Source organism: Salinicola sp. DM10 (assembly GCF_017306975.2).
Classification (GTDB): Bacteria; Pseudomonadota; Gammaproteobacteria; order Pseudomonadales; family Halomonadaceae; genus Salinicola.
The window spans coordinates 1,684,201-1,706,921 of sequence record NZ_JAFLEN020000001.1 but is presented as its reverse complement, the minus strand read 5'-3'; the positions used below and the strand labels follow the sequence as shown (position 1 = coordinate 1,706,921).

The following is a 22,721-nucleotide window of genomic DNA, read 5'->3' as shown; positions in this document are numbered from 1 at the left end:
TGGTTGTGAAAGGCTTCCAAGCCCCGTCCCCGCGGCTTCTTGCTGGTTTGTTGCCGTCGTCAGCGGTTGTACTGTAGGTCGAACTTCTCTTCGCTGATCACCAGGAAGTAGATGAACTCGAAGAAGGCGATCAGCGCCGGCACCAGGGTCCAGCAGAACAGCAGATAGATCAGGCCGACGATCGGCTGACCCAGGTAGAAGCGATGCACGCCGAAACCACCGAGGAAGAAGGCGAGGATCGCCGCGCTCCACTTGCTGCGCCCGCTCCTGGCGCCGCGCGCGACGGCGCCGCAGTTAGGGCAGCTCCGGGCGCTCTCGTGGATCGGTTTGCCACAGCCGTGGCAGTAGATCATGCCGGCGGAGAGCGGCTGTGGCCGGGTGTCGACGTCTTGGGTCATGCGGGGTTCCCTATTGATGAACTTGAGCCGGCGCGGTCTTGGCCGCGATGTCCGGCCGCCAAGTCTAAGGGATCGGCGGCGGGCCCGACAGCGCCTCGCCGCCGCGGGGGCGTCGCGCTTCGCGGGTCACGCCTCGCGCTGACACTGGGTCCACCACTCGGCGCCCTGGACGTCGACGAACAGGCTGTAGAGCGAGGTGGTCGCGGTGATGTAGAGACGCTGGCCGTCACTGCCGCCGAAGCACAGGTTGGAGACCGTCTCCGGAACCAGGATACGCCCCAGCAGGGTGCCGTCGGGGGCGAAGCAGTGGACCCCGTCGGCCGCCGACGACCACAGGTTGCCTTCGCGGTCCACGCGCATGCCATCGGGCACGCCGGCGCCGATCTCGGCGAAGATGCCGTCGTCCTCGAGCGTCTTGCCGTTCACCCGGAAGCGGCGGATCACCGGGGCCACCGAGGGGTCGTGGGTGGCACCGCTCTCGGCCACGTAGAGCAGGCGCTCGTCGGGGGAGAAGCAGAGCCCGTTGGGCTGGGCGAAGTCGCTGGCCACCGCGCTCAGGCTGCCATCCTCGGGGTCGAGCCGGAAGACGTGGCGCGCGGGCTGCTCGGGGTCGGCGCGGTAGCCCTCGAAGTTGGAGATCAGCCCATAGGTGGGGTCGGTGAACCAGATCGCCCCGTCGCGGCTCACTACCACGTCGTTGGGCGAGTTGAGCCGCCCGCCGGCGTAGTGCGAGGCGAGCACCTGAATACGCCCGTCGGGCTCGGTGCGCACCAGGTCGCGGCTACCGTGGCGGCAGCTCACCAGGCGTCCCTGATTGTCGCGGGTGTTGCCGTTGTTGAAGCCGGTGCGCTCGCGGAAGGTGGTGATACCCTCGCGTGTCGACCAGCGCAGCAGGCGCTGACTGGGGATATCCGAGAACAGCAGGCACTGATGGTCACCGAACCATACCGGCCCCTCGGTCCAGGTGAAGCCTGTGGCCAGCCGGGTCAACGGTGCCATGGGGTGAACCAGCCGCGCGAAGCGCGGGTCGCGGCTGTCGAGATGCTCAGGGGTGGGGATCATGCGCGGCGTCTCCGGGCGTTGGCGGCGATCACGATAGCGATGATGATGGTTCCGGTCAGCATCATGCGCGCGCCGGCGTCGAAGCCGTAGGCGTTGAGCATCGATACCACCAGGAACATGAACAGGGCCGCGCCCCACACCCCGGGCACGTTGGAGAAGCCGCCGGCGATCGAGGTGCCGCCGATCACCACCACGGCGATCGACAGCAGCAGGTACTGCTGCCCCATGTTGAGTGCGGCGCCGCCGGAGAAGCTCGCCAGCAGGAAACCGGTGAGCCCGGCCAGCAGCGCCACGCTGAGATAGGCACTGGCACGCACGCGCTCTACCGGCACACCGGCGAGTCTTGCCGCGCGCGGATTCTGGCCGGTGGCGAGCAGCCAGCGCCCCCATAGCCCGCGCTCCAGCAGCCACCACACGACCAGTGCCAGGAGCACGCCGATCAGCGCCACGTTGGGCACGCCCAGGGTGCGCCCGGTGGCGAAGTCGGCCAGCGCCGCCGGCGGCTTGATACGCAGGCCGCGGTTGGACCAGATCGCCAGCGACTGATAGAGCAGCGAGGCGGCGAGGGTGGCGATGATCGGCGGCAGGCGCAGCAGCCGGATCAGTGCGAAGTTGGCTGCGCCGCAGCCCAGGCCCACCAGCAGCGCCACGCCCAGCCCCAGCAGTGCGGTACCGGGGGCGCCGCCCATGGCCTTGAGCGCCAGGGTGCCGGCCAGGGTCATGACCGCGGGGATCGAGAGGTCGATATTGCCCGGCCCCAGGGTGATCACCAGCATCTGGCCGATGCCGACGATCGCGGCGAAGGCGCCGAACGAGAGCGCGGCGTAGAGCAGCCCACCGGCCTGGGAAGCGCCGGAGAGCGCGATGGAGAGAGCGAAGACCGCGATGGCGGCGAGCCAGGCCCAGAGCCAGGGCCGCGAGATCAGGCTTTGCATGGCGTCGATCCTTGCAGTGGAGAGAAGTCTCAAATCAGCGCTTCGCGGCGCGTGAACAGCAGGCGCGCGGCGAGCACCAGAATCAGCACCGCCCCCTGCGCACCGATCTGCCAGTCCGGCGAGATGTGCATGAAGGCCAGCAGCGACCCCGCCAGCGACAGCGTCAACGCCCCCAGCACCGCGCCGATCGGCGATACCCGGCCGCCGATGAACTCGCCGCCGCCGAGAATCACCCCGGCGATGCTGAGCAGGGTGTAGCTGGAGGCGACGCTGGCCCCGGACGAGGTGTAGAGCCCCACCAGCGTGAGCCCGGCGAGCACGCCGAAGACCCCGGCGAGGCCGTAGGTCAGCGCGTAGAGCCCGCTCAGGCGCCAGCCGGCGCGGGCCACCGAGCGCGAGTTGCCGCCCAGGCCGCGCAGCACCGTGCCGATTCCCGAGCGCATGATCAGCAGATGCGCCGCGGCGGCGATCAAAAGCGCCGCCACCACCGCCATGGGGGCCAGCGGCGGCTTGACCGTCATCAGCGCACGCAGCCACTCCGGCGAGGTGCCGCCGGGGGCGGGCATGATCACCAGCGCCAGCCCGCCCCAGATGAACGACATGCCCAGGGTGACCACGATCGCCGGCAGCTCGAAGCGGTGGATCAGTGCCCCCAGGGCGGCGTAGGCGAGCACCAGGCCGGCCAGCGCCAGCCAGCCGAGCCAGGGGTGCTGCACCAGCAGGGTGGAGGCGACGCACGCCACCAGGCTGACGAAGGCGCCCACCGAGAGGTCGATGTCGTTGACCATGATGATCAGCAGCTGGCCGATGGTGGCCAAGGCGATGGGAATGGTCAGGTTGAACAGCAGGTTCAGCCCCAGATAGCTCATCGCCCGCTCCTGCAGGGCGAAGGTCGCGATCAGCAGCACGCTGAACGAGATGAGCGGCAGCAGCTTGCGCGGCGAGATCGAATGACGGGTCATCTCAGTTCTCCTGCATCTCGAACGAGGCGGCCAGGATGCGCTCTTCGCTGATCTCGGCGCCGCTCAGTTCGGCCGAGATCTTGCCGTCGCGGAAGACGAAGACGCGATCGCACTGGCATACCTCTTCGGTTTCGGTGGAGTACCACAGGAAAGTCCGGCCGGCGTCGGCCTCGGCACGAATCAGCGCATAGACCTCCTGCTTGGTGCCGACATCGACCCCGCGCATGGGGTCGTCCATCACCACGATGGGGGCGCTCGACGCCAGCGCCCGGGCGAACAGCACCTTCTGCTGGTTGCCGCCGGAGAGCGAGGTGATGGGGTTGCCCAGATCGTCGCTGCGGATGCCGATGCGCTGCTGCCACTCGTGGCCCAGCGCCGCCTCGGCGCGGCGATCCACCGCGCCGCGGTGGGCCCTGGCCGGTAGCACCGAGAGGCTCAGGTTGCGCAGGATCGACCACAGCGGCAGCACTCCGTCGAGGCCGCGGTCGCCGGCGACGAAGGCCATCCGGGGCTGGCGCGGTGCGCGCCAGCCGGAGGTGCCGGCGAAGTAGAGCTTGGCCAGGGCCTCGGCCTGGCCGTGGCCGGCAAGCCCGGCGAGGCCGACGATCTCGCCACGCCGCGCGCTGAGCCCGGCGGCGTCTTCGATCACCGTCTCGCCCGCGGCGCCTGCTCCGGGCGTGCTGGCGCCCTCGGCCCGCTGGCGCTGGTCGGCGCTCGGGGCGTGCTGGGCCACATGGCCCATGGCGTCGACCAGCGAGTCGCGGTCGAAGTCCTGGCTCGCGCGTTCGGCCACCACGCGGCCGTCCTGCATCACCACGATGCGGCTGGCGACGCGGAAGATCTCGCCCAGCATGTGCGAGATGAACACCACCGTGCCGCCCTCGGCGCAGAAGCGCTCGACGTAGGCCAGTAGCTGTTCGGCGATGCCTGCATCCAGCGACGAGGTGGGTTCGTCGAGGATCACCAGCCGCGCCTGGCCGCCGCGCGGGGCGAAGCCGATGGCGATCTCGATCATCTGACGCTGGGCGATGGAGAGGGTATCGACCCGGGCGTCGGTGTCGATGCCGTGGCCGGGAAACACCTGATCGAGGCTGGCGCGGATCTCGGCACCGGCGCGACGGCGCCAGCCCAGCCCCTTGAGCGTGGGGTGGGCGATGCGCAGGTTCTCGGCCGCGCTCAGGTTGGGACACAGCGAGAGCTCCTGGAACACCGAGCGGATGGCGCTGCCGCGACCGCCGCGGGTCACATGGCTGTCGATCTCGCCGCGGCTCGGCTTGAGCGTGCCGTTGATCAGATTGACCAGGGTCGACTTGCCGGCGCCGTTGTGGCCCACCAGCCCCACGCACTCGCCGGGGGCCAGGGTGAGGTCGATGCCAGCGATCGCCCTGACCGCGCCGAACTGCTTGTGCACCCCGCGCAGGGCGACCACGGCTGCGACCGGTTGAGACGTGTTCATGGCTGGGTCTCCTCGGCGGCGGGCGGATTCTTGGCCGGGTTCTGGGCCGTGGCGGGGCGGGGCTCAGGCGTCGAGGCTTGCGTGGCTCGGGCCTGCTGGATCAGCCGCTCGACGTCGGCGCGGGTGAAGATCTGATCGGCCACCGAGCCCTTGGGCGTGTGCGCCAGCACCTCGGAGAGCTCGTCCTGGCGGATGTGGTAGAGCGGTACGGTCAGGTGCTTGGGCACGTCTTCGCCGGCGAGAATGCGCTGGGCCACCCAGAAAGCGACCACGGCGATACCGGGGGCGTTGGAGATGGCGATGCTCTGGTAGCCGTTTTTGCGGTGCTGTTCGGCCCACCAGGCCAGTTCGTCCTGGGCGTTGGAGAAGATGATCACCGGCATCTTGCGCTGCGAGGCGCGGAACGCCTGGGCCACGCCGTAGGCCTCGCCGCCCTGGTTGAGCACGCCGTCGATGTGCGGCAGCGAGGGCAGTACCCCGGCCACCGCTTGCTGGGTCACGTCCTGGGCCCAGTCGCCCTCCACCGAGGAGACGATGTGCAGCTTGGGGTAGTGCTTGAGCTCGTCGACGATGCCCTGGTGCAGGTCGTCATCGACGAAGGTGCCCGGCAGCCCGCGCACCTCGAGCAGGTTGGCACCGTCGGGGAAGCGCTTGGCCATATAGTCGACCTGCTCGCGGCCCCACTCATGGAAGTCGTTGACGATCTTCCAGGCGCAGGGGGCGGTGACGATGCCGTCGAACGAGACCACCACCACGCCGGCGTCGCACGCCTCCTGCACCGCGCCGTTGAGGGCGGTGGTCGAGGCGGCGTCGATCACGATGGCGTCGTAGCCCTGCAGGATCAGGTTCTGGATCTGGGCGGCCTGATCGGTGGGCTGGTTCTCGCCGATGGTGAAGGCGTCGGCGGCGGCGACCACGCCGGTCTTGACCGCGGGTGCGGTCTGCGTCTGCCAGGCCGCGAGCATCTGCTGGCGCCAGGCGTTGCCGGCGTAGTTGTTGGAGAGCGCGATGCGCTTGTCCGCAGTCGAATTCGTGCGCGGCTGGCTTTGGTCTTGGGTCTGGCCTGCGACCTGAGCAGGGCTCGGGGGCGTGGCCGCTGCCTCGCCGCCGGTATCGGCGTGTGCGGCGAGGGCCGCGGCACTCAGCGCCAGCCCCAGCAGGCCCGCACGCCAGCGCCGGTTGTCGTTATCAGGGGTCATGCTCGGCTCCCATCTCTCCTGCCGCTTGCCGGTGCGATCGGGTCGTACTGGCGGGCGGACATCGCCCTCTGGTGGGGCGTGGTATCGGACACGTGTCCAGGGAGGACCATGGTTGGGCGTGGCGGTCTGGGGTGTAAAGGCGGCCCCCCGCACAAATGCTGCGGGTTCCCGCAATTTCGCCCTCAACTTAAGGATGAGGGGAAGGCGTCAGGGATAGCGCTATGCTGGTCGACCCGGCGCCCGGTTGGCGCCTGACTTTGGCCCGTGCCAGTGCGCGCAAGCGCCATCTTCATGTGGGCCGCGCGGTCCATGAAGCGTGTTCTAGCCAAGCAGGCCAGACAGTAAAGGAGTCCGGTGTGAGCGAGACGATGAACCCTAGGCCCCTGACGGAGAGGCTGCCCGGCGAGACCGCGGCGGCGCGCGAGGCCGAGGTCACGGCGCTACTGCTGCGGCTTCCCGCACTGCTGGGCGAGGCGAGCGATATCCAGGCCGCACTCGACCGGGTCGCCGCGGCGCTGGCGCCGCTGCTGCCGTTCACCCATGCCGATGTCTGCCTCCACGACGGCCCCGAATGGTCGGTGAGCTACGAAGTGGGGATCAGTACCCACTGGTCGGCGCGGCGCACCCGGCTCGACTGCTCGCCGATCCGCTCGGTGCTCGATGGTTCGCTGCCGCTGATGGTCAGCGCCAACGCGCTGCTCGACCCGCGCCAGATCTTCGCCGGCGCCTGCTGCGAGCCGATCTTCGCCCATCAGCTGCGCAGCCGGATACATGTGGCGTTGCGCAGCGCTGGCCAGGTGATCGGCGCGCTGAGCGTCTCGCACCGCGAGGCCGACCATTTCGATGCCGAAGACGTCGCCCTGATCCAGCGTCTGGCGGCACCGCTGGCGCCGGTGCTCCACGCCCTGCACGGGGCCGCCGAGCTGCGCCAGCAGGCCCACGGCCGCAGCCAGACCCAGGCCAGCGAGGAGTGGCTGCGCCAGGGCTCGCTGCAGTTGACCCAGGCGCTGGAGCAGGCGCGTCAGCGCATCGGCATGGATCTGCACGACCAGACCCTGGCCGACCTGACCCGGCTGCTGCGCGAGCTGGAGGGCGCGGGGCCGCCGCCCAGCCGCGAGGCGCTGGCGCAGGCGCTGGCCCAGAGCATCGACGACCTGCGCTGCATCATCGACCGCACCGCACCCAAGCTGCTCGATCTGTTCGGCTTCCACCATGCGGTGCGCGATCACCTCGAGCGTGCCACCGAGGGTGAGCGCATCCAGATCCTGGTCGAGGACCTCACCGCGGGGGCGCCGGACCGGCTGCCCGGGGAGACCCGCACCGCGCTCTATCGGATCGTCCAGGAAGCGATCAACAACGCCGCGCGACACGCGCGCGCCGAGCGTATCGAGGTGCGCGTGACGCTGGCGCCGGAGAATACCCTGTGCATCAGCGTGGACGACGATGGCCAGGGGCTCGCCCATGCCGGTACGCGCCAGTCCGGACTGGTCCACATGCGCACCCGGGCACGGCTGATCGGCGCTACCCTGGATATCTTCGAGCACGTCGGCACCCGGGTCGCAGTGCGGCTGGTGCTGCCGCCGGCGGAGACCGCGGCGTGAAGATCCTGGTGGTGGAGGATGATCAGTTCCACGCCTCCTTCCTGCAGGGAGTGATCGCCGAGGCGCTGCCGGAGGTGACCGAGACGCTGCACGTCCAGGACGGGCTGCAGGGCGAAGCGGCGGCGCGCGCCGGACGCTTCGAGGCGGTGGTGATGGACCTGCAGATGGCACGGCGCAACGGCATCGAGGCGGCGCGGACCATCTGGCACGAGCGCCCGCGCACCCGCATCCTGTTCTGGTCCAACTACTCCGACGAGGCCTACCTGCGCGGGGTCGCCGATATCGTGCCGGCCCACAGCGCCTATGGCTACGTGCTCAAGACCGCCAGCCGCGAACGTCTCAAGCTGGTGCTACGGGCGGTGCTGCTGGAAGGGCAGGTGATGATGGATCGCGAGATCCAGCGGCTGCGCCGGCGCAATGCCTTGCCACGCCACTCGCTCAGCCAGAGCGAGTATGCGGTACTGCTGGATCTCGCCCTGGGGCTGCAGGACCGGCTGATCGCCGAGCGTCAGGGGCTGTCGCTGCGCACGGTGCAGAATCGTCTGCTGACGCTCTACGACAAGCTCGGGGTCAACGGCGAGGAGCAGGCGCTGCCGGGGCTCAACAAGCGCGTGCGCGCGCTGTCGCGGGCGATCTCCACGCGCACGCTCAATCTGGAGATGCTGGAGACCGCCCAGCACGATCTCGAGTGCTGGCTGGCCGCGCGGCCAGCCCATGAAAAAGCCCCGCCGACCCAGGGGGGCGGCGGGGCTCTGTAGTGGGCTGCCAGCGTCTTACAGCATGCTGCGCAGCACGTAGTGGAGAATGCCGCCGTGGCGGTAGTACTCCAGCTCGTTGGCGGTGTCGATACGGCACAGGGCGTCGATCTTCTTCTCGCCCTTGTCGCTCTTGATGGTCACCTTGACGCTGCCGCCCGGGGTCAGGTCCGCGAGACCCTCGACGGAGACGGTCTCGTCACCGGTCAGACCCAGCGATTCGCGGCTCTCGCCCTCCGGGAACTGCAGCGGCAGTACGCCCATGCCGATCAGGTTGGAGCGGTGGATACGCTCGTAGGACTCGGTGATGACCGCGCGCACGCCGAGCAGGCGCGTGCCCTTGGCGGCCCAGTCCCGCGACGAGCCGGTGCCGTACTCCTTGCCGGCGATCACCACCAGCGGGGTGGCGTCCTCGGCGTACTTCATCGCCGCCTCAAAGATCGACATCTGCTCGCCGCTGGGCACGTGGCGGGTGTAGCCACCCTCGACGTCGTCGAGCATCTCGTTGCGAATGCGCACGTTGGCGAAGGTGCCGCGCATCATCACTTCGTGGTTACCCCGGCGCGAGCCGTAGGAGTTGAAGTCCTTCACCGCCACCCCGTGCTCCTGCAGGTACTTGCCGGCGGGGCTGTCGGGCTTGATCGAGCCGGCGGGCGAGATATGGTCGGTGGTCACCGAGTCGCCCAGCTTGGCCAGGATGCGGGCCTCCTGGATGTCCTCGACCGGCTTGGGCTCCTTCTCCATATCCTCGAAGAACGGCGGATGCTGGATGTAGGTGGAGTCCTTGGACCAGGCGTAGACCTCGCTCTCCGGCACCTCGATCGACTGCCAGGTCTCGTCGCCGTCGAACACCTCGGCGTACTCCTTGCGGTACATCTCGGTCTTGACCTTCTCTACCGCCTCGGCGATCTCGGCCTGGGAGGGCCAGATATCCTTGAGGTAGACGTCGTTGCCGTCCTGGTCCTGGCCCAGGGGCTCCTTCGACAGATCCCGGCGCACGTTGCCGGCCAGCGCGTAGGCGACCACCAGGGGCGGCGAGGCGAGCCAGTTGGTCTTGACCAGCGGGTGTACGCGGCCCTCGAAGTTACGGTTACCCGAGAGCACCGAGGCCACGGTCAGGTCACCGGCGTTGACCGCCTTCTCGATCGGCTCGGGCAGCGGCCCGGAGTTGCCGATACAGGTGGTGCAGCCGTAGCCCACCAGATTGAAGCCGAGGGCGTCGAGGTCCTCCTGCACGCCGCCCGCGGCCAGGTAGTCGGTGACCACCTTGGAGCCCGGTGCCAGCGAGGTCTTGACCCACGGCTTGGTGGTCAGCCCCTTCGCCTTGGCCTTCCGTGCCAGCAGGCCGGCGGCCATCATCACGCTGGGGTTGGAGGTGTTGGTGCAGGAGGTGATGGCGGCGATCACCACGGCGCCGTGGTTGAGCGAGAAGGTCTCGTCGTCGTAGGTCACTTCCTGGCTGTCGCCGGTACGGTAATCGGCGCCGTTGTTATAAGCCTCGCCGTCGGCGGGCGGGGCGCCGATGGCGGTATCGCCGCCTTCACCGGTCCACTTGGCCTTCTCCTCGTGGGAGGCATCCGGCTGCTCGCCGCCCATCAGGGATTCGAAGGTGGTCTTCATGTCGGAGAGCGCGACCCGGTCCTGCGGGCGCTTGGGCCCGGCCAGCGAGGCTTCGACCTCGCCCATGTCCAGGTGCAGGGTATCGGTGAAGGTGGGCTCGGCACCGGCTTCGCGCCACAGCCCCTGGGCCTGGGTATAGGCCTTCACCAGCGCGATCTGCTCTTCGTCGCGGCCGGTCAGGCGCAGATAGTTGAGCGTCTCGTCGTCGACCGGGAAGAAGCCGCAGGTGGCGCCGTACTCGGGGGCCATGTTGGCGATGGTGGCGCGATCAGCCAGCGGCAGATCCTTGAGGCCGTCACCATAGAATTCGACGAACTTGCCCACCACCCCTTTCTTGCGCAGCATCTGGGTCACCGTCAGCACCAGGTCGGTGGCGGTGATGCCCTCGTTGAGCTTGCCGGTGAGCTTGAAGCCGACCACCTCGGGAATCAGCATCGACACCGGCTGGCCGAGCATCGCCGCCTCGGCCTCGATGCCGCCCACGCCCCAGCCGAGGATGCCCAGGCCGTTGATCATGGTGGTGTGGGAGTCGGTACCCACCAGGGTGTCGGGGAAGGCATAGGTCTTGCCGTCGACCTCCTTGGTCCACACCGTCTTGCCCAGGTACTCCAGGTTGACCTGGTGGCAGATGCCGGTGCCCGGCGGCACCACGCGGAAGTTGTCGAAGGCGTTCTGGCCCCAGCGCAGGAACTCGTAGCGCTCCTGGTTACGCTCCATCTCGATGGCGACGTTGTCCTTGAACGCTGATTGATCACCGAAGTGATCGACCATCACCGAGTGGTCGATGACCAGGTCCACCGGCGACAGCGGGTTGATACGCTCGGCCTTGGCGCCGAGCTTCTTGACCGCGTCGCGCATGGCGGCGAGATCGACCACGCCGGGCACGCCGGTGAAGTCCTGCATCAGCACGCGGGCGGGGCGGTAGCCGATCTCGCGGGTCGACTTGCCCGTTTTCAGCCACTCGGCGAGGGCGACGATGTCCTCATCGGCGACGCTCTCGTCGTCAGCATAACGCAGCTGGTTCTCGAGCAGCACCTTGAGCGTCATCGGCAGCTTGTCGATGTTGCCGAGGCTCTCCGCCGCCTTGGGCAGGCTGTAGTAGTGGAAGGTCTTGCCGTTGACGTCGAGCGACGTCAGCGTCTGGCCGGGGGCTTTAGACATGGATCATCCTCCTCATTGGGCGGCGCGGCCTTGGATCTTTCAGTGGCTGCCGGTCCGATTCCTTAGCGACGGTCCGACGGCAACGTGGCCGTCGGGGGGCTCCTGGCTGGCGGCCGTCATGGCGGCGCGCTCTATACATTTTCCAATCTTTGCGTGGGGTCGTTTCTGCGACATGACGCGGTCGATATAAGGTTGTCGACAATAAGCATGGGCGCCATGGCTTCTCTTTTCAATCCCGCGCGCCCTTCAATCCCGCGCACCTGACGAGGATCTGCGCGGCGAAGGCGATGGGTCTTGAAAGTCACGCTTGCCGCCACCAGTTCAAGCTTAGCTCAGCTCAGCGATGATGCAGACAGTGACGACAACCTCAGTGTTCAAGGCGGGGAGGCGTAATGGCCTATGAAGCGCTACGCGAATGGCCGGTGCACTGCCCCTACTGCGATGCGCCGTTCACGCTGCTGCTCGATGTCAGCGCTGGCGGCCACGTGACTTGGGAGGATTGTGCGGTGTGCTGCCAGCCGATTCAGCTACGCGTCGAGGTGGATGCCGAGGGCGAGCTGGATGCGGTGACACTGGCCCGGGACGACGACGTGCTGTAGACGCAGGTCAGGGCCCAAGGCCCGTTGACGGCACTCTCTCGATAGTGATTGTCTATGTCGCTGATTGCGGCAATTAAATTGGAGCATCAATGAGTAAGTCGTTAGTCTAATCCGCTTCGATTTCTCGACGTTCAACCCACGCTACGACAGGAGAAGCCCATGAGTGTACTCGTAGGACGCCAAGCCCCCGATTTCGAAGCCGCTGCGGTCATGCCCGACGGTGCCATCAAAGACGATTTCCGGCTGTCCGACACCAATGGCAAGCTGCGCGTTCTGTTCTTTTGGCCGCTGGACTTCACCTTTGTCTGCCCGTCCGAGATCATCGCTCACGACAACCGTCTGGCGCAGTTCAAGGAGCTCGGCGTGGAAGTGATCGGTGCCTCGATCGACTCCCAGTTCACCCACTACGCCTGGCGCAAGACCTCCCCGGATGCCGGCGGCATCGGTGAAGTCGGCTTCCCGGTAGTGGCCGACGTCAAGCACGAGATCTGCCAGGCCTATGGTATCGAGCACCCGGAAGCCGGCGTTGCCCTGCGCGCCTCCTTCCTGATCGACGAAGACGGCGTGGTTCAGCACCAGACGGTCAACAACCTGCCGCTGGGCCGCAACGTCGACGAGATGCTGCGCATGGTCAAGGCGCTCAAGTATCACCAGACCCACGGCGAAGTCTGCCCGGCGGGCTGGGAAGAGGGCCAGGAAGGTATGAAGGACACCGCCGAAGGCGTGGCCAAGTACCTCGGCGCCCACGCCGACAACCTGTAAGCAGTAGCATGTCGGAGGCGACCCAGCGGGTCGCCTCCGGCGTCTGGGCTTGCCGCGGCGAGCCCGGGACCGGCGTCCTGTGGCATGATTCGCTAATCGGATCATCCCACAGGGCGTTTTGCCTTATCACGCCGAGGGTCGGCGTATCCATCGTCCAACCGTTTTTCCAACCGAGGTAGCCATGAGCGACGCGCGTCACGAACGTCTGATCATCCTGGGATCCGGCCCGGCGGGCTACACCGCGGCCGTCTATGCGGCTCGCGCCAATCTCAAGCCGCTGCTGATCACCGGCATGCAGGCGGGCGGTCAGCTGACCACCACCACCGACGTCGACAACTGGCCCGGCGACGATGCCGGCGTGCAGGGCCCTGAGCTGATGGAGCGCATGCGCAAGCACGCCGAGCGTTTCCAGACCGAGGTGCTGTTCGACCATATCCACGAGGTCGAGCTGCGCCAGCGCCCGTTCACGCTCAAGGGTGACAACGGCACCTACACCTGCGATGCGCTGATCATTGCCACCGGGGCCAGCGCGCGCTACCTGGGCCTGCCCTCCGAACAGCAGTTCATGGGCCAGGGTGTTTCGGCCTGCGCCACCTGCGATGGCTTCTTCTATCGCAATCAGGAAGTGGTGGTCGTGGGCGGTGGCAATACCGCGATGGAGGAGGCGCTCTATCTCTCCAATATCGCCTCCAAGGTGACCCTGGTGCATCGCCGTGACGGCCTGCGCGGCGAGAAGATCCTTCAGGATCGGCTGTTCGAGAAGGTCGAGAACGGCAACATGGCGGTCGAGTGGAACCACACCCTCGACGAAGTGCTGGGCGACGGCAGCGGCGTCACCGGCGTGCGCCTGCGCTCGACGCTGGATGGCACGACCAAGCAGCTCGACGTCATGGGCGTGTTCATCGCCATCGGCCACACCCCCAACACCGGCATCTTCGAAGGTCAGCTCGAGATGGCCAACGGCTATATCCGCGTCCACTCCGGGCTCGAGGGCAATGCCACCGCCACCAGCGTGCCTGGCGTTTTCGCCGCCGGCGATGTCATGGACCACGTCTATCGTCAGGCGATCACCTCCGCCGGCAGCGGCTGCATGGCCGCGCTCGATGCCGAGCGCTATCTCGACGGCCTGGAGTGATGTCCACCCCGCGCACGGCGCGGCGATAAATGACAAGCGGCCCGGCATCTGCCGGGCCGCTTGCGTTGGGCTGGGGCGTCTCGTCGAGTCTCGACCGCGGCGAGCGCAGATAGGCGCCCGCATGGCCGCTGTGCTCAGTAGTGGGGCGGGCGCTCGTCGATGCTCTCGCTGCCGCCCTCCAGGGCATCCAGGGCGCTGCGCTGTTCGCGCAGCCGCTGCTGCATCAGCGCGTTGATGCGGGTCAGCCGCTCGATCTCGGCGGACTGCTCACGCACTTGCGCATCCAGGGTTTCCAGCCAGTCCTCCTGATAGGTCAGGCGGCTCTCCAGCGCCTCCAGGCGCGCCTCGGCGGAGCTGAGCGAGGCGGGATTTGCCGTGTTAGACTTCGAAGGCTGTGTCTCATCATTCATTCACGGCACCTTTGGCATGTCTGTTCGAGGATCGTCAGCCGGCGCTAATATTAGGCCGGTCATTGGTAATACAAGTAGTCAGCATCACAACCTTAGGAACCACTGCATAAATGCCTGCACGAGCGAATGGCTGCGTTGCGCGGTACTCGAAGGCTCGCCTAACCCCATGTTATGTCTCGCCTTCTGTGCTCCGTGCGCCTTGCCTTTCATCTCGCTCGGCGATTTATTCAGCGCTTCCCTTACCTGCCCGCCCCCGGGCGGTGCGCGTTCCGCTATCCCGACGTCTAGAGATATGAGAATCCATGAATAGCAAGGTCTTTCTACGCTGTACGTTGATCAGTCTACTCCTCTCCATTCCCTCGCCACTGCTGATCGGTCTGCTGATCACCCTGATCAGTAGCGTTCTGGCCACCGATCTCACCTGGTTTCTGAACGTCGAAGGAGTCTCGGCGATGTATGCGGCCACGGTGCTGGCGGTCTTCATCGTCCTGCTGCTGGCGACGCTGACGGTGTCGCTGCTGTCGCCGGCGACGCCCAAGGCGGTGACCGCCGCCATGCTGGCAGACGTCGAGAACGACGACCGCGAACTGGGCGAGGTGAAGTGGTTCAACGTCAACAAGGGCTACGGTTTCATCACCCGCGCCAGCGGCGAGGATGTCTTCGTCCATTTTCGCGCCATTCGCGGCAAGGGTCACCGTACCCTCGCCGAGGGCCAGAAGGTGCGCTATCACGTGATCGAGAACGATCGCGGCTTGCAGGCCGACGACGTCACCGTCATCACCTGAGCCTCGGCCACCGTCTCGATGCCCCCAACCGCCCCCGGCGCCTGACGCCGGGGGCGGTTTTTCATGTCTGGCAGTGGCCATGACCCGGCGTGACGCCGGCCTGTCATCCGCCGGCGGGGGCGGGCATCTCGCCGTCGCTGCTGTCGGAGCCGCTCGGGCCTTCCCGCTCGTCCACGCCGGCGCGCGCTTCGGCTTCGACGAAGATGCGCTTGACCGCGGCGTGGCGCTGCTTGATCTGGCGGTCGAGCTCGACGATGGTGCGCTCGATGCGTTCGGCGCGGGCGTCACGCGCGAAGCGCACGCTGAGATTGACCAGCACGAAGTCCGGGCCCATGTGCATGGTCAGCACCTCGTTGACCTGTTCGATGCCCTCGGCGTCGTGGGCGAGCTGGCGAATGTCGTCGACCACGTGGCGGTTGGCCGCCTCGCCGATCAGCAGCCCCTTGGTCTCCATCGCCAGCCAGATCGCGGTGCCGCCGAGAATCAGCCCGATGATCACCGACGCGATGCCGTCGAACACGGCCAGCCCCGTCCACTGGCTGAGGCCGACCCCGGCCAGGGCCACCAGCAGGCCCAGCAGGGCGGCGGAGTCCTCGAACACCACCACGAACATCGACGGGTCCTTGCCGCGGTGGACCGCCTCGAGGTAGCTCCACTTGCCCTTGGTCTTGCGGAACTGATTGAGCGCAAAGGCCCAGGAGGCGCCTTCGAAGAGAATGCCGAGCCCGAGCACGATGTAGTTGATCAGCGGTGACTCGATCGGCTCGGGATGCAGTATGTGCACCACGCCTTCGTAGAGCGAAACCCCGGAGCCGACGGCGAAGATCAACAGCGCGACGACGAAGCTCCAGAAATAGATCTCCTTGCCGTGGCCGAACGGGAACTGCTCGCTGGGTGGCCGCTTGGCCCGCTGCATGCCGAGCAGCAGCAGGATCTGGTTGCCGGTGTCGACCACCGAGTGGATGCCTTCGGAGAGCATCGCCGAGCTGCCGGTCATGGCAGCGGCGACGAACTTGGTCACGGCGATGGCGAGGTTGCCGCCCATGGCCGCGAAGATGACCGGTTTGGATTCTGCCATGCGGACCTCCTTGTCCGGGTCTGGCGCGGCCCGCTGGGGCCGGCGCGCGAATAGGTTGCCTGCGCCTCAGGCACCGTCACGGGCGGGGCCGTGCGGCGCTGTGGCGATAGCGCTTGTGCGAGTATAGAGGATGCCGGCGGCCCCGGGCGGGGCCTTGGGCTCACTGGCCGGGGTCGGGCCAGTCGATGGTGCCTTCCTGGCCGTCGGGCAGGACCTGCCAGAAGCGGTCCGGGTCGTCCCCCGGCTGCCAGCCGCCCAGCGAGCAGCGTGCCTCGCAGCCCAGCCGGGCCGCGGCGTCCCGCGCGCAGTCGGTGTCGCGGGGCCAGGGCGTGGCGTCGCAGTCGAACCACAGGCTGGCGAAGTGATCGGCGGCGCGCTCGACCAGCATGATGTTGATCGGGCGCGCCGCGCACGTCGCCTTGCCGCGCCAGATGCCCTTGCCGCTGCGCGCCAGCGTCAGCGCGGCGTCGTCCAGCGCCTCGCGCAGCCAGGCGGTGATGGCGTCGACGTCGGCCTGGGCCAGATAGATCTCGATGTCGGGAAAACGCTGCATGGCTTCCTCAGGTGAACAGCCGAACCAGCGTCGCTTCGTAGACGCGGCTCAGGATATCGAGGTCTTCGGCACGGATACGTTCGTCGACCTGGTGGATGGTGGCGTTGATCGGGCCCAGCTCGATCACCTGGGTACCCAGGGTGGCGATGAAGCGCCCGTCGGAGGTGCCCCCCGAGGTCGAGAGCGTGGGGGTGATGCCGGCCTCCTGCTCGCAGGCCGCCCGCGCGGCTTCGAGCAGCCGCCCGCCGGGGGTCAGGAAGGGTTCGCCGTTGAGCGTCCACTCCAGCTGGTAGTCGAGGCCGTGGGCATCGAGCAGGGCGGCGACGCGCTCGCGTAGCGTCTCATGGGTCACCTCGGTGGAGTAGCGGAAGTTGAAGGTCACCTCCAGCTCCCCGGGCACCACGTTGGTCGCGCCGGTACCGGCGTGCAGGTTGGAGATCTGGAAGCTGGTGGCGGGGAAGAACTCGTTGCCGGCGTCCCAGTGCTCGTCGACCAGCGCCTGCAGCGCCGCCAGCGCCTGATGGATCGGGTTGCGCGCCAGATGCGGGTAGGCCACGTGGCCCTGGATGCCGCGCACCTTGAGCACGCCGCCGAGGGAGCCGCGTCGGCCGTTCTTGATCACGTCGCCCAGGGTGCGGGTCGAGGAGGGCTCGCCGACGATGCAGTAGTCGAGCGCCTCGGCGCGTTCGCGTAGCCGCTCGACCACCGCCCGCGTGCCGTGGATCGCCGGACCCTCTTCGTCGGCGGTGATCAGAAAGGCGATACGCCCGGCGTGGTCGGGGTGGGCGGCGACGAAGCGCTCCACCGCGGTGACCATCGCCGCCAGACTGCCCTTCATGTCGGCGGCGCCACGCCCGCACAGATAGCCTTCGGCGTCGATGCGCGGGTCGAACGGCGGGTACTGCCAGGCGCTCTCCGGGCCGCTGGGCACCACGTCGGTGTGGCCGGCGAAGGCCAGCACCGGGCCGTGCTGGCCGCGGGTAGCCCAGAAGTTGTCGATACCGCCGATGGTCATGCGTTCGACGTCGAAGCCGAGCCGCGCCAGGCGCTCGATCATCAGCGCCTGGCAGCCGTGGTCGTCCGGCGTGACCGACGGCCGCGCGAGCAGCTCGAGGGCCAGGGCCTGGGTGGCAGAGGGCGCGGTCGTCGGTGACGCGTCAGACATGGTGGCTCCGGCCGGATCAGTTGTGGGCGTGCAGGGCTTCGTTGAGCGCCACGGCGCTCTTGTTGGTGCGGCACTCCAGGCGCCCGCTCACCGAGTGGCGCACGAACAGCAGATCGCTCTGGCCGGCGAGTTCGCGCGCGGCCACGGTCTTCACCGCCTGGCCCTGGTCGTCGAGCACGGTCACCTTGGCGCCGGCGGTGACGTAGAGCCCGGCCTCGATGGTGCAGCGGTCGCCGAGCGGGATGCCGAGGCCGGCATTGGCGCCGATCAGGCAGTTCTCGCCGATGCTGATGACCACGTTACCGCCGCCGGAGAGCGTGCCCATGGTGGAGCAGCCGGCGCCCAGGTCGGAGCCCTTGCCGACGAACACGCCGGCGGAGATGCGACCTTCGATCATGCCCGGCCCTTCGGCCCCGGCGTTGAAATTGCAGAAGCCTTCGTGCATCACCGTGACCCCTTCGCCCAGATAGGCACCCAGGCGTACCCGCGCGGTGTCGCCGATGCGGATACCCTTGGGCACCACGTAGTCGGTCATCTTGGGGAACTTGTCGACACAGTCGACCGAGAGCGGGCGACCGGCCAGGCGCGCCTGGAGCCGACGCGCGGGCAGCTCCTCGACGTCGATGGCGCCTTCGCTGGTCCAGGCGACGTTCTTGAGCAGGCCGAACATGCCGTCGAGCTTGAGCCCGTGCGGCTTGACCAGGCGGTGCGAGAGCAGATGCAGCTTGAGATAGACCTCGGGCACGCTCTCCGGCGCATGGTCTTCCGCCAGGAACACCGCGACCAGCGGCCGCTGGGCGCTGGCGAACGCCTCGGCGATCTCCGCCTGCTCGGGCGCTCCGGCCTCCCGCAGCGCCTGGGCCAGGTCGGCGCAGTGCTCGGGCAGAAAGCTCACCACTTCACCCTCGGCGTCTCCGAGCGCTTGGCGCGCGGCGCTGACCACGGCCGCGGCGGGCTGGTGGAGCGGTGCCGGATAGTAGACCTCGAGCCAGTCGCCCTGAGTGTTCTGGGTGCCGGTTCCTAGTGCGAAGCTCAGCATCGCGAAATCCTCTTGATCATGAAGGCGGTGAGTGGGGCTTTATGTATGGTGGTGCCGGGGCGGTGCCGGTCAGGCGCCCAGGGTGGCGTAGCGTGCCGGGTCGAAGCCGACGATCAGCGTCTCGCCATGGGCCAGCAGCGGGCGCTTGAGCAGCGTCGGGTGCTCCAGCATCAGCGCGCGCGCCCGGGTGGCATCGACGTCCTGCTTGGCGTGATCGTCGAGCCCACGCCAGGTGGTGCTGCGGGTGTTGAGCAGCGTCTGCCAGTCGGCCGCGGCGAGCAGGCGATCGAGCAGGTCGGCATCCAGGCCGTCCGCGCGCAGGTCGTGATAGCGGTACTCGACGCCCTGGTCGGCCAGCTGGCGCCGCGCCTTGCGGCAGGTATCGCAGGTCTTGATGCCATACAGGGTGGTGGTCATGGTCGCCGGCCGCTCGCAGTGTCGCAAAGCCGCCGATTATAGGCGTCCCGGGACCCCGGCTCAAACCGGGGCGCCGGGAACCCGGGTCAGACGTCGAGCGCCTCGCACAGGCGCTCGCGCAGGCGCCGCTGGGCATCGGGGTCGGTCAGCGGGCGGCCCTGCTTGTCGGTGATGAAGAAGACGTCCTCGACGCGTTCGCCGAGGGTGGCGATCTTGGCCGCCGACAGCGCGATGTTCTGCTCCATGAAGATGCGCCCCACCCGCGCCAGCAGGCCGGGGCGGTCGGGGGCGATCAGCTCCAGCGAGGTGCGCTCGTTGGCCGGGTCCTGCTCGATGATCACTTCGATCGGCACCTTGAAGTGCTTGAGCTGGCGCGGCGTGTGGCGGCTGACGATCTGCGGATAGTCGTCGGGGTCGTCGAGCTCCTCGACCAGATAGCGGCGCACCTCCTCGAGACGCGCCGGATCGCGGATCGCATCGCCGTCGTCGTCGAGCAGGATGAAGGTGTTGAGCGTCCAGTCGTCGCTGGAGGTGGCGATGCGCGCGTCGTGGATCGACAGCCCCAGCTGCTCCATCGCCGCGGCGGTGGCGGCGAACAGGTCGTCCACCGAGCGGGTATGGATGAAGATCTTGGTGCCGCCCTCGGTCATGTCGGCGCTGGGGGCGCTGACCAGGATCAGCGGCAGCGGCGTCTGGTGGGCGAGGATGCCCTGGGTCTGCCAGGCGATCTCGCTGGCGGTGTACTGCAGGAAGTAATCCTCGCCGAAGGTCTGCCACAGCGCCTCGACCCGCTCGCTGTAGGCGCCGATGGCGCGCAGCAGGCCGAGCGCCTCCTCGCGGGTCTCGCTGACCCAGTCCTGGCGGTCGATCGTGTTGTCGAGCCCGCGCCGCAGCACGCGCCGGGTCTCGGTATAGAGCTGGCGCATCAGCGAGGCGCGCCAGCCGTTCCACAGCGAGGGGTTGGTGGCGCTGATGTCGGCCACGGTGAGCACGTAGAGATAGTCGAGGTGAACCTCGTCGCGCACCGTACGGGCGAAGGCGTGGATCACGTCGGGGTCGGAGATGTCGCGCTTCTGCGCGGTCTTCGACATCAGCAGGTGGTGCTCCACCAGCCACGCCACCAGGCGCGTGTCCCAGGGCGACAGGTCGTGGCGAGTGGCGAAGTCGGCGGCATCCACCGCACCCAGCTGCGAGTGGTCGCCGCCGCGACCCTTGCCGATATCGTGATAGAGCCCGGCAATCCACAGCAGTTCGAGCTTGGGCAGCTTCTGGATCACTTCGATGGCGACGCTGTACTCGTCACTGTCGCGCGCCTCGCGGAAGCGCTGCAGAAAGCTCAGCAGGCGCAGGGTGTGGGCGTCGACGGTATAGATGTGGAACAGGTCGTGCTGCATCAGCCCCACCGCCTCGCCGAATTCGGGCAGATACTTGCCCAGCACGCCGTAACGGTTCATTCGGGTCAGCTGGGTGGGCACGTCGCCGCCGCTGCGCAGCAGCTCCATGAACAGGCTCTGGTGGCGCAGATCCTGGCGGAAGGCGTCATCGATCAGATGGCGATGGTCGCGGATCTGGCGGATGGTGTCGGCGCGCACGCCTTCGATTTCGGGGTGCTGGGCCATCACCAGGAACAGCTCGAGCAGTGCCCCCGGGCGGCGCACGAAGACGTTGGGATGGCGCAGCTGGATATAGCCGCCCTTGATCTCGAAGCGCGGGTTGATCGGCTTCACTTCGAGCGCTTCGCCGGCGCGCAGGATCACCTCGTCGAAGTGCTGCAGCAGCATGTCGTTCAAGCCGGCCAGGGCGGTGACGTGGCGGTAGTAAGCCTTCATGAACTGCTCCACCGCCAGCCGCTCGCGGGTGTCGACATAGCCGAACAGGGCCGCCAGGGCGCGTTGATGGTCGAACAGCAGGCGATCCTCGGCGCGCCCGGTGAGCATGTGCAGGGCGTAGCGTACCTGCCACAGGAACGCCTGACCCTGGCTCAGGATGCGCAGCTCGGCGTCGTTCATGAAGCCCTGGGCGACCACGTCCTCGTAGCGCAGCGGGCCGAAGTGGCGCTTGGCTACCCAGCCGATCATCTGGATGTCGCGCAGCCCGCCCGGGGCGCTCTTGATATTGGGTTCGAGGTGATACTCGGAGTTGTTGTGCTTGTAGTGGCGAGTGATCTGCTCCTGCCACTTGCCCTCGAAGAAGGCCGCCGACGACCACATGTGGCGTGCCGACAGGCGCTCGCGCATGGCCCCGCGCAGGCGTTCGGGGCCGGCCAGGGTGCGTGTCTCGAGCAGGTTGGTGATCACCGTGATGTCGGCGCGCGCCTCGCGCTCGCAGTCGTTGAGCGAGCGCACGCTCTGGCCGATCTCCAGGCCGATGTCCCATAAAAAGGTGATGAAGCCGGTCAGCGCCTCGCGGTAGGGGGTGTCGTCGTCGTGCTCGAGCAGCAGCAGCAGGTCGATGTCGGAGTAGGGGTGCAGCTCGCCGCGACCGTAGCCGCCCACCGCGAGCAGGGCGATGCCGTCGTCGTGCCAGTCGAAGCGCTCCCAAGCGACTTCGAGCAGGCGGTCCAGGCACCAGGCGCGGCCGTGCACCAGGTCGCGGATATCGCTGCCCTGGCGGAAGCGCGCATCGAGACGCTCGTGTAGGGTCGCCAGGGCGTGCTTGAACGCCGGGATGGGCTGGCGCTCACGGGCGAGCTCGGCACGGAACGCGGCGACGTCGAACAGCGATTCGTCGGGCTGGAACCGATAGTGATGCAGCAGCATGAACGCGAGCGCTCCCGATCGATGAAGGGGGTCGCCAGGCGACCCCGGGCGGGCAGGGGACGGTCAGGCGGAGAGAAAGCTCAGGTCTTCGTCGGCGCGGGCGGTGAGCACCTCGACGCCGGTGTCGGTGACCAGCAGGGTATGCTCCCACTGCGCCGACAGGCTCTTGTCCTTGGTCACCGCGGTCCAGCCGTCGCGCAGTACCTTGGTGCGGTAGCCGCCGGCGTTGAGCATCGGTTCGATGGTCAGGCACATGCCGGAGGCGAGCTCGGCGTCGGCCTCGGGCGCGTAGCCATCATAATGCAGCACCTGAGGCTCCTCGTGGAAGCCGGCGCCGATACCGTGGCCGCAGAAATCGCGCACCACCGAGTAGCCGAAGCCTTCGGCGTGGGCCTGGATCACTCGCGCGATGGTGGAAAGGCGCACGCCCGGGCGCACCTCGGCCATGGCCTTGTAGAGGCACTCTTGAGTCACCCGGCAGAGGCGCTCGCCCTGGATCGTCTCGCCGATCACGAACATCATACTGCTGTCGCCGTGATAGCCGTCGGCGGTCTTCACGGTGATGTCGATGTTCATGATGTCGCCGTGCTTGAGCTTCTTGTCGAAGTCGGGGATGCCGTGGCAGACGACGTGGTTGAGAGAGGTGCAGATCGACTTGGGAAAGCCGTGGTAGTTGAGCGGCGCCGGGGTCGAGCCGAGCTCCTTGACGATGAAGTCGTGGCACAGACGGTCGAGCTCGCCGGTGGAGACGCCGGCGACGACGTGGGGGGTGATCATGTCGAACACGGCGGCGGCCTGGCGGCCGGCTTCGCGCATTTTTTCGATTTCGTCGGGTGTCTTGCGTGGAATGTTCATGCGCTCTCGCAGCGG

At 67.7% G+C, this 22,721-nt stretch carries 21 protein-coding genes; 6 read left to right on the top strand and 15 right to left on the bottom strand.

Going from position 1 to position 22,721, the window contains the following annotated elements; translation table 11 throughout:
- Window positions 1-59: 59 nt before the first annotated feature.
- The 6 genes from J0A90_RS07570 to J0A90_RS07545 all read right to left on the bottom strand — a co-directional run bounded on the left by J0A90_RS07570 (window position 60) and on the right by J0A90_RS07545 (window position 6,012).
- Window positions 60-398 (bottom strand): TM2 domain-containing protein, encoded by a 339-nt coding sequence (locus J0A90_RS07570; RefSeq protein ID WP_233076588.1) that lies wholly within the window; start codon window positions 396-398, stop codon window positions 60-62.
- A 126-nt stretch (window positions 399-524) separates the two neighbouring features.
- Window positions 525-1,460, bottom strand: coding sequence for an SMP-30/gluconolactonase/LRE family protein (locus tag J0A90_RS07565; RefSeq protein WP_207033207.1), 936 nt, complete (start codon window positions 1,458-1,460; stop codon window positions 525-527).
- A complete protein-coding gene (locus J0A90_RS07560) occupies window positions 1,457-2,395 on the bottom strand; it encodes an ABC transporter permease (RefSeq protein ID WP_207033204.1) in 939 nt (312 codons plus the stop codon). The genes J0A90_RS07565 and J0A90_RS07560 overlap by 4 nt, the downstream gene beginning before the upstream one ends.
- A gap of 29 nt (window positions 2,396-2,424) precedes the next feature.
- Window positions 2,425-3,357: an ABC transporter permease gene (locus J0A90_RS07555; protein ID WP_233076587.1), complete on the bottom strand. Its 933-nt coding sequence runs from the start codon at window positions 3,355-3,357 to the stop codon at window positions 2,425-2,427.
- A gap of 1 nt (window position 3,358) precedes the next feature.
- Window positions 3,359-4,813, bottom strand: coding sequence for a sugar ABC transporter ATP-binding protein (locus J0A90_RS07550; protein ID WP_207033200.1), 1,455 nt, complete (start codon window positions 4,811-4,813; stop codon window positions 3,359-3,361).
- Window positions 4,810-6,012 carry an ABC transporter substrate-binding protein gene (locus tag J0A90_RS07545; protein WP_207033198.1) on the bottom strand — a complete coding sequence of 401 codons (1,203 nt, stop codon included), beginning with the start codon at window positions 6,010-6,012 and terminating at the stop codon, window positions 4,810-4,812. The genes J0A90_RS07550 and J0A90_RS07545 overlap by 4 nt, the downstream gene beginning before the upstream one ends.
- Window positions 6,013-6,368: 356 nt before the next feature.
- Between J0A90_RS07545 and J0A90_RS07540 the strand changes: the two genes are divergently transcribed.
- Entirely contained in the window at window positions 6,369-7,613 is a 1,245-nt protein-coding gene (locus J0A90_RS07540) for an ATP-binding protein (RefSeq protein WP_207033196.1), read from the top strand.
- Entirely contained in the window at window positions 7,610-8,371 is a 762-nt protein-coding gene (locus tag J0A90_RS07535; protein WP_207033194.1) for a response regulator transcription factor, read from the top strand. The genes J0A90_RS07540 and J0A90_RS07535 overlap by 4 nt, the downstream gene beginning before the upstream one ends.
- A gap of 15 nt (window positions 8,372-8,386) precedes the next feature.
- Here J0A90_RS07535 and acnA read toward each other — a convergent pair whose 3' ends face one another.
- Complete coding sequence (gene acnA, locus J0A90_RS07530) at window positions 8,387-11,149, bottom strand: aconitate hydratase AcnA (protein WP_207033192.1); 2,763 nt, start codon at window positions 11,147-11,149, stop codon at window positions 8,387-8,389.
- 392 nt (window positions 11,150-11,541) lie between these two features.
- Here acnA and J0A90_RS07525 point away from each other — a divergent pair, with 392 nt between their 5' ends.
- The 3 genes from J0A90_RS07525 (at window position 11,542) to trxB (ending at window position 13,645) form a co-directional block, all read left to right on the top strand.
- On the top strand, window positions 11,542-11,748 hold the full coding sequence (locus J0A90_RS07525; protein WP_207033190.1) for a CPXCG motif-containing cysteine-rich protein: 207 nt from the start codon (window positions 11,542-11,544) through the stop codon (window positions 11,746-11,748).
- A 159-nt stretch (window positions 11,749-11,907) separates the two neighbouring features.
- On the top strand, window positions 11,908-12,510 hold the full coding sequence (locus J0A90_RS07520; RefSeq protein WP_035472475.1) for a peroxiredoxin: 603 nt from the start codon (window positions 11,908-11,910) through the stop codon (window positions 12,508-12,510).
- A 181-nt stretch (window positions 12,511-12,691) separates the two neighbouring features.
- Window positions 12,692-13,645, top strand: a complete 954-nt coding sequence (trxB, locus tag J0A90_RS07515) for a thioredoxin-disulfide reductase (protein ID WP_207033188.1) — start codon at window positions 12,692-12,694, stop codon at window positions 13,643-13,645.
- Between the two features lie 134 nt (window positions 13,646-13,779).
- On the opposite strand, the gene J0A90_RS07510 is transcribed toward trxB, so the two are convergent.
- Window positions 13,780-14,055, bottom strand: a complete 276-nt coding sequence (locus tag J0A90_RS07510) for a SlyX family protein (RefSeq protein ID WP_207033186.1) — start codon at window positions 14,053-14,055, stop codon at window positions 13,780-13,782.
- Between the two features lie 302 nt (window positions 14,056-14,357).
- On the opposite strand from J0A90_RS07510, the gene J0A90_RS18720 reads away from it, so the two are divergent.
- Window positions 14,358-14,840: a cold-shock protein gene (locus J0A90_RS18720; protein WP_035472481.1), complete on the top strand. Its 483-nt coding sequence runs from the start codon at window positions 14,358-14,360 to the stop codon at window positions 14,838-14,840.
- Between the two features lie 103 nt (window positions 14,841-14,943).
- On the opposite strand, the gene J0A90_RS07500 is transcribed toward J0A90_RS18720, so the two are convergent.
- From J0A90_RS07500 to map, 7 genes are all read right to left on the bottom strand, one after another.
- Window positions 14,944-15,918 (bottom strand): cation diffusion facilitator family transporter, encoded by a 975-nt coding sequence (locus J0A90_RS07500; RefSeq protein WP_207033184.1) that lies wholly within the window; start codon window positions 15,916-15,918, stop codon window positions 14,944-14,946.
- 160 nt (window positions 15,919-16,078) lie between these two features.
- Window positions 16,079-16,471 carry a hypothetical protein gene (locus tag J0A90_RS07495; protein WP_207033182.1) on the bottom strand — a complete coding sequence of 131 codons (393 nt, stop codon included), beginning with the start codon at window positions 16,469-16,471 and terminating at the stop codon, window positions 16,079-16,081.
- A gap of 7 nt (window positions 16,472-16,478) precedes the next feature.
- The gene (gene dapE, locus J0A90_RS07490; protein ID WP_207033181.1) at window positions 16,479-17,636 is read right to left on the bottom strand and encodes a succinyl-diaminopimelate desuccinylase; all 1,158 of its coding nucleotides are present in this window, start codon (window positions 17,634-17,636) and stop codon (window positions 16,479-16,481) included.
- 16 nt (window positions 17,637-17,652) lie between these two features.
- Complete coding sequence (gene dapD, locus J0A90_RS07485) at window positions 17,653-18,675, bottom strand: 2,3,4,5-tetrahydropyridine-2,6-dicarboxylate N-succinyltransferase (protein ID WP_207033179.1); 1,023 nt, start codon at window positions 18,673-18,675, stop codon at window positions 17,653-17,655.
- A gap of 69 nt (window positions 18,676-18,744) precedes the next feature.
- Window positions 18,745-19,092: an ArsC family reductase gene (locus J0A90_RS07480; RefSeq protein ID WP_207033176.1), complete on the bottom strand. Its 348-nt coding sequence runs from the start codon at window positions 19,090-19,092 to the stop codon at window positions 18,745-18,747.
- Between the two features lie 86 nt (window positions 19,093-19,178).
- Window positions 19,179-21,851, bottom strand: a complete 2,673-nt coding sequence (locus J0A90_RS07475) for a [protein-PII] uridylyltransferase (RefSeq protein ID WP_207033174.1) — start codon at window positions 21,849-21,851, stop codon at window positions 19,179-19,181.
- 63 nt (window positions 21,852-21,914) lie between these two features.
- Window positions 21,915-22,706: a type I methionyl aminopeptidase gene (gene map / locus J0A90_RS07470; protein ID WP_207033171.1), complete on the bottom strand. Its 792-nt coding sequence runs from the start codon at window positions 22,704-22,706 to the stop codon at window positions 21,915-21,917.
- Window positions 22,707-22,721 lie beyond the last annotated feature (15 nt).

Bases quoted from the DNA above. Each gene is read 5' to 3' on its own strand.
- J0A90_RS07570 (WP_233076588.1), bottom strand. From the start codon at position 398: ATGACCCAAGACGTCGACACCCGGCCACAGCCGCTCTCCGCCGGCATG.
- J0A90_RS07565 (WP_207033207.1), bottom strand. From the start codon at position 1,460: ATGATCCCCACCCCTGAGCATCTCGACAGCCGCGACCCGCGCTTCGCG.
- J0A90_RS07560 (WP_207033204.1), bottom strand. From the start codon at position 2,395: ATGCAAAGCCTGATCTCGCGGCCCTGGCTCTGGGCCTGGCTCGCCGCC.
- J0A90_RS07555 (WP_233076587.1), bottom strand. From the start codon at position 3,357: ATGACCCGTCATTCGATCTCGCCGCGCAAGCTGCTGCCGCTCATCTCG.
- J0A90_RS07550 (WP_207033200.1), bottom strand. From the start codon at position 4,813: ATGAACACGTCTCAACCGGTCGCAGCCGTGGTCGCCCTGCGCGGGGTG.
- J0A90_RS07545 (WP_207033198.1), bottom strand. From the start codon at position 6,012: ATGACCCCTGATAACGACAACCGGCGCTGGCGTGCGGGCCTGCTGGGG.
- acnA (WP_207033192.1), bottom strand. From the start codon at position 11,149: ATGTCTAAAGCCCCCGGCCAGACGCTGACGTCGCTCGACGTCAACGGC.
- J0A90_RS07525 (WP_207033190.1), top strand. From the start codon at position 11,542: ATGGCCTATGAAGCGCTACGCGAATGGCCGGTGCACTGCCCCTACTGC.
- J0A90_RS07520 (WP_035472475.1), top strand. From the start codon at position 11,908: ATGAGTGTACTCGTAGGACGCCAAGCCCCCGATTTCGAAGCCGCTGCG.
- trxB (WP_207033188.1), top strand. From the start codon at position 12,692: ATGAGCGACGCGCGTCACGAACGTCTGATCATCCTGGGATCCGGCCCG.
- J0A90_RS07510 (WP_207033186.1), bottom strand. From the start codon at position 14,055: ATGAATGATGAGACACAGCCTTCGAAGTCTAACACGGCAAATCCCGCC.
- J0A90_RS18720 (WP_035472481.1), top strand. From the start codon at position 14,358: ATGAATAGCAAGGTCTTTCTACGCTGTACGTTGATCAGTCTACTCCTC.
- J0A90_RS07500 (WP_207033184.1), bottom strand. From the start codon at position 15,918: ATGGCAGAATCCAAACCGGTCATCTTCGCGGCCATGGGCGGCAACCTC.
- J0A90_RS07495 (WP_207033182.1), bottom strand. From the start codon at position 16,471: ATGCAGCGTTTTCCCGACATCGAGATCTATCTGGCCCAGGCCGACGTC.
- dapE (WP_207033181.1), bottom strand. From the start codon at position 17,636: ATGTCTGACGCGTCACCGACGACCGCGCCCTCTGCCACCCAGGCCCTG.
- dapD (WP_207033179.1), bottom strand. From the start codon at position 18,675: ATGCTGAGCTTCGCACTAGGAACCGGCACCCAGAACACTCAGGGCGAC.
- J0A90_RS07480 (WP_207033176.1), bottom strand. From the start codon at position 19,092: ATGACCACCACCCTGTATGGCATCAAGACCTGCGATACCTGCCGCAAG.
- J0A90_RS07475 (WP_207033174.1), bottom strand. From the start codon at position 21,851: ATGCTGCTGCATCACTATCGGTTCCAGCCCGACGAATCGCTGTTCGAC.
- map (WP_207033171.1), bottom strand. From the start codon at position 22,706: ATGAACATTCCACGCAAGACACCCGACGAAATCGAAAAAATGCGCGAA.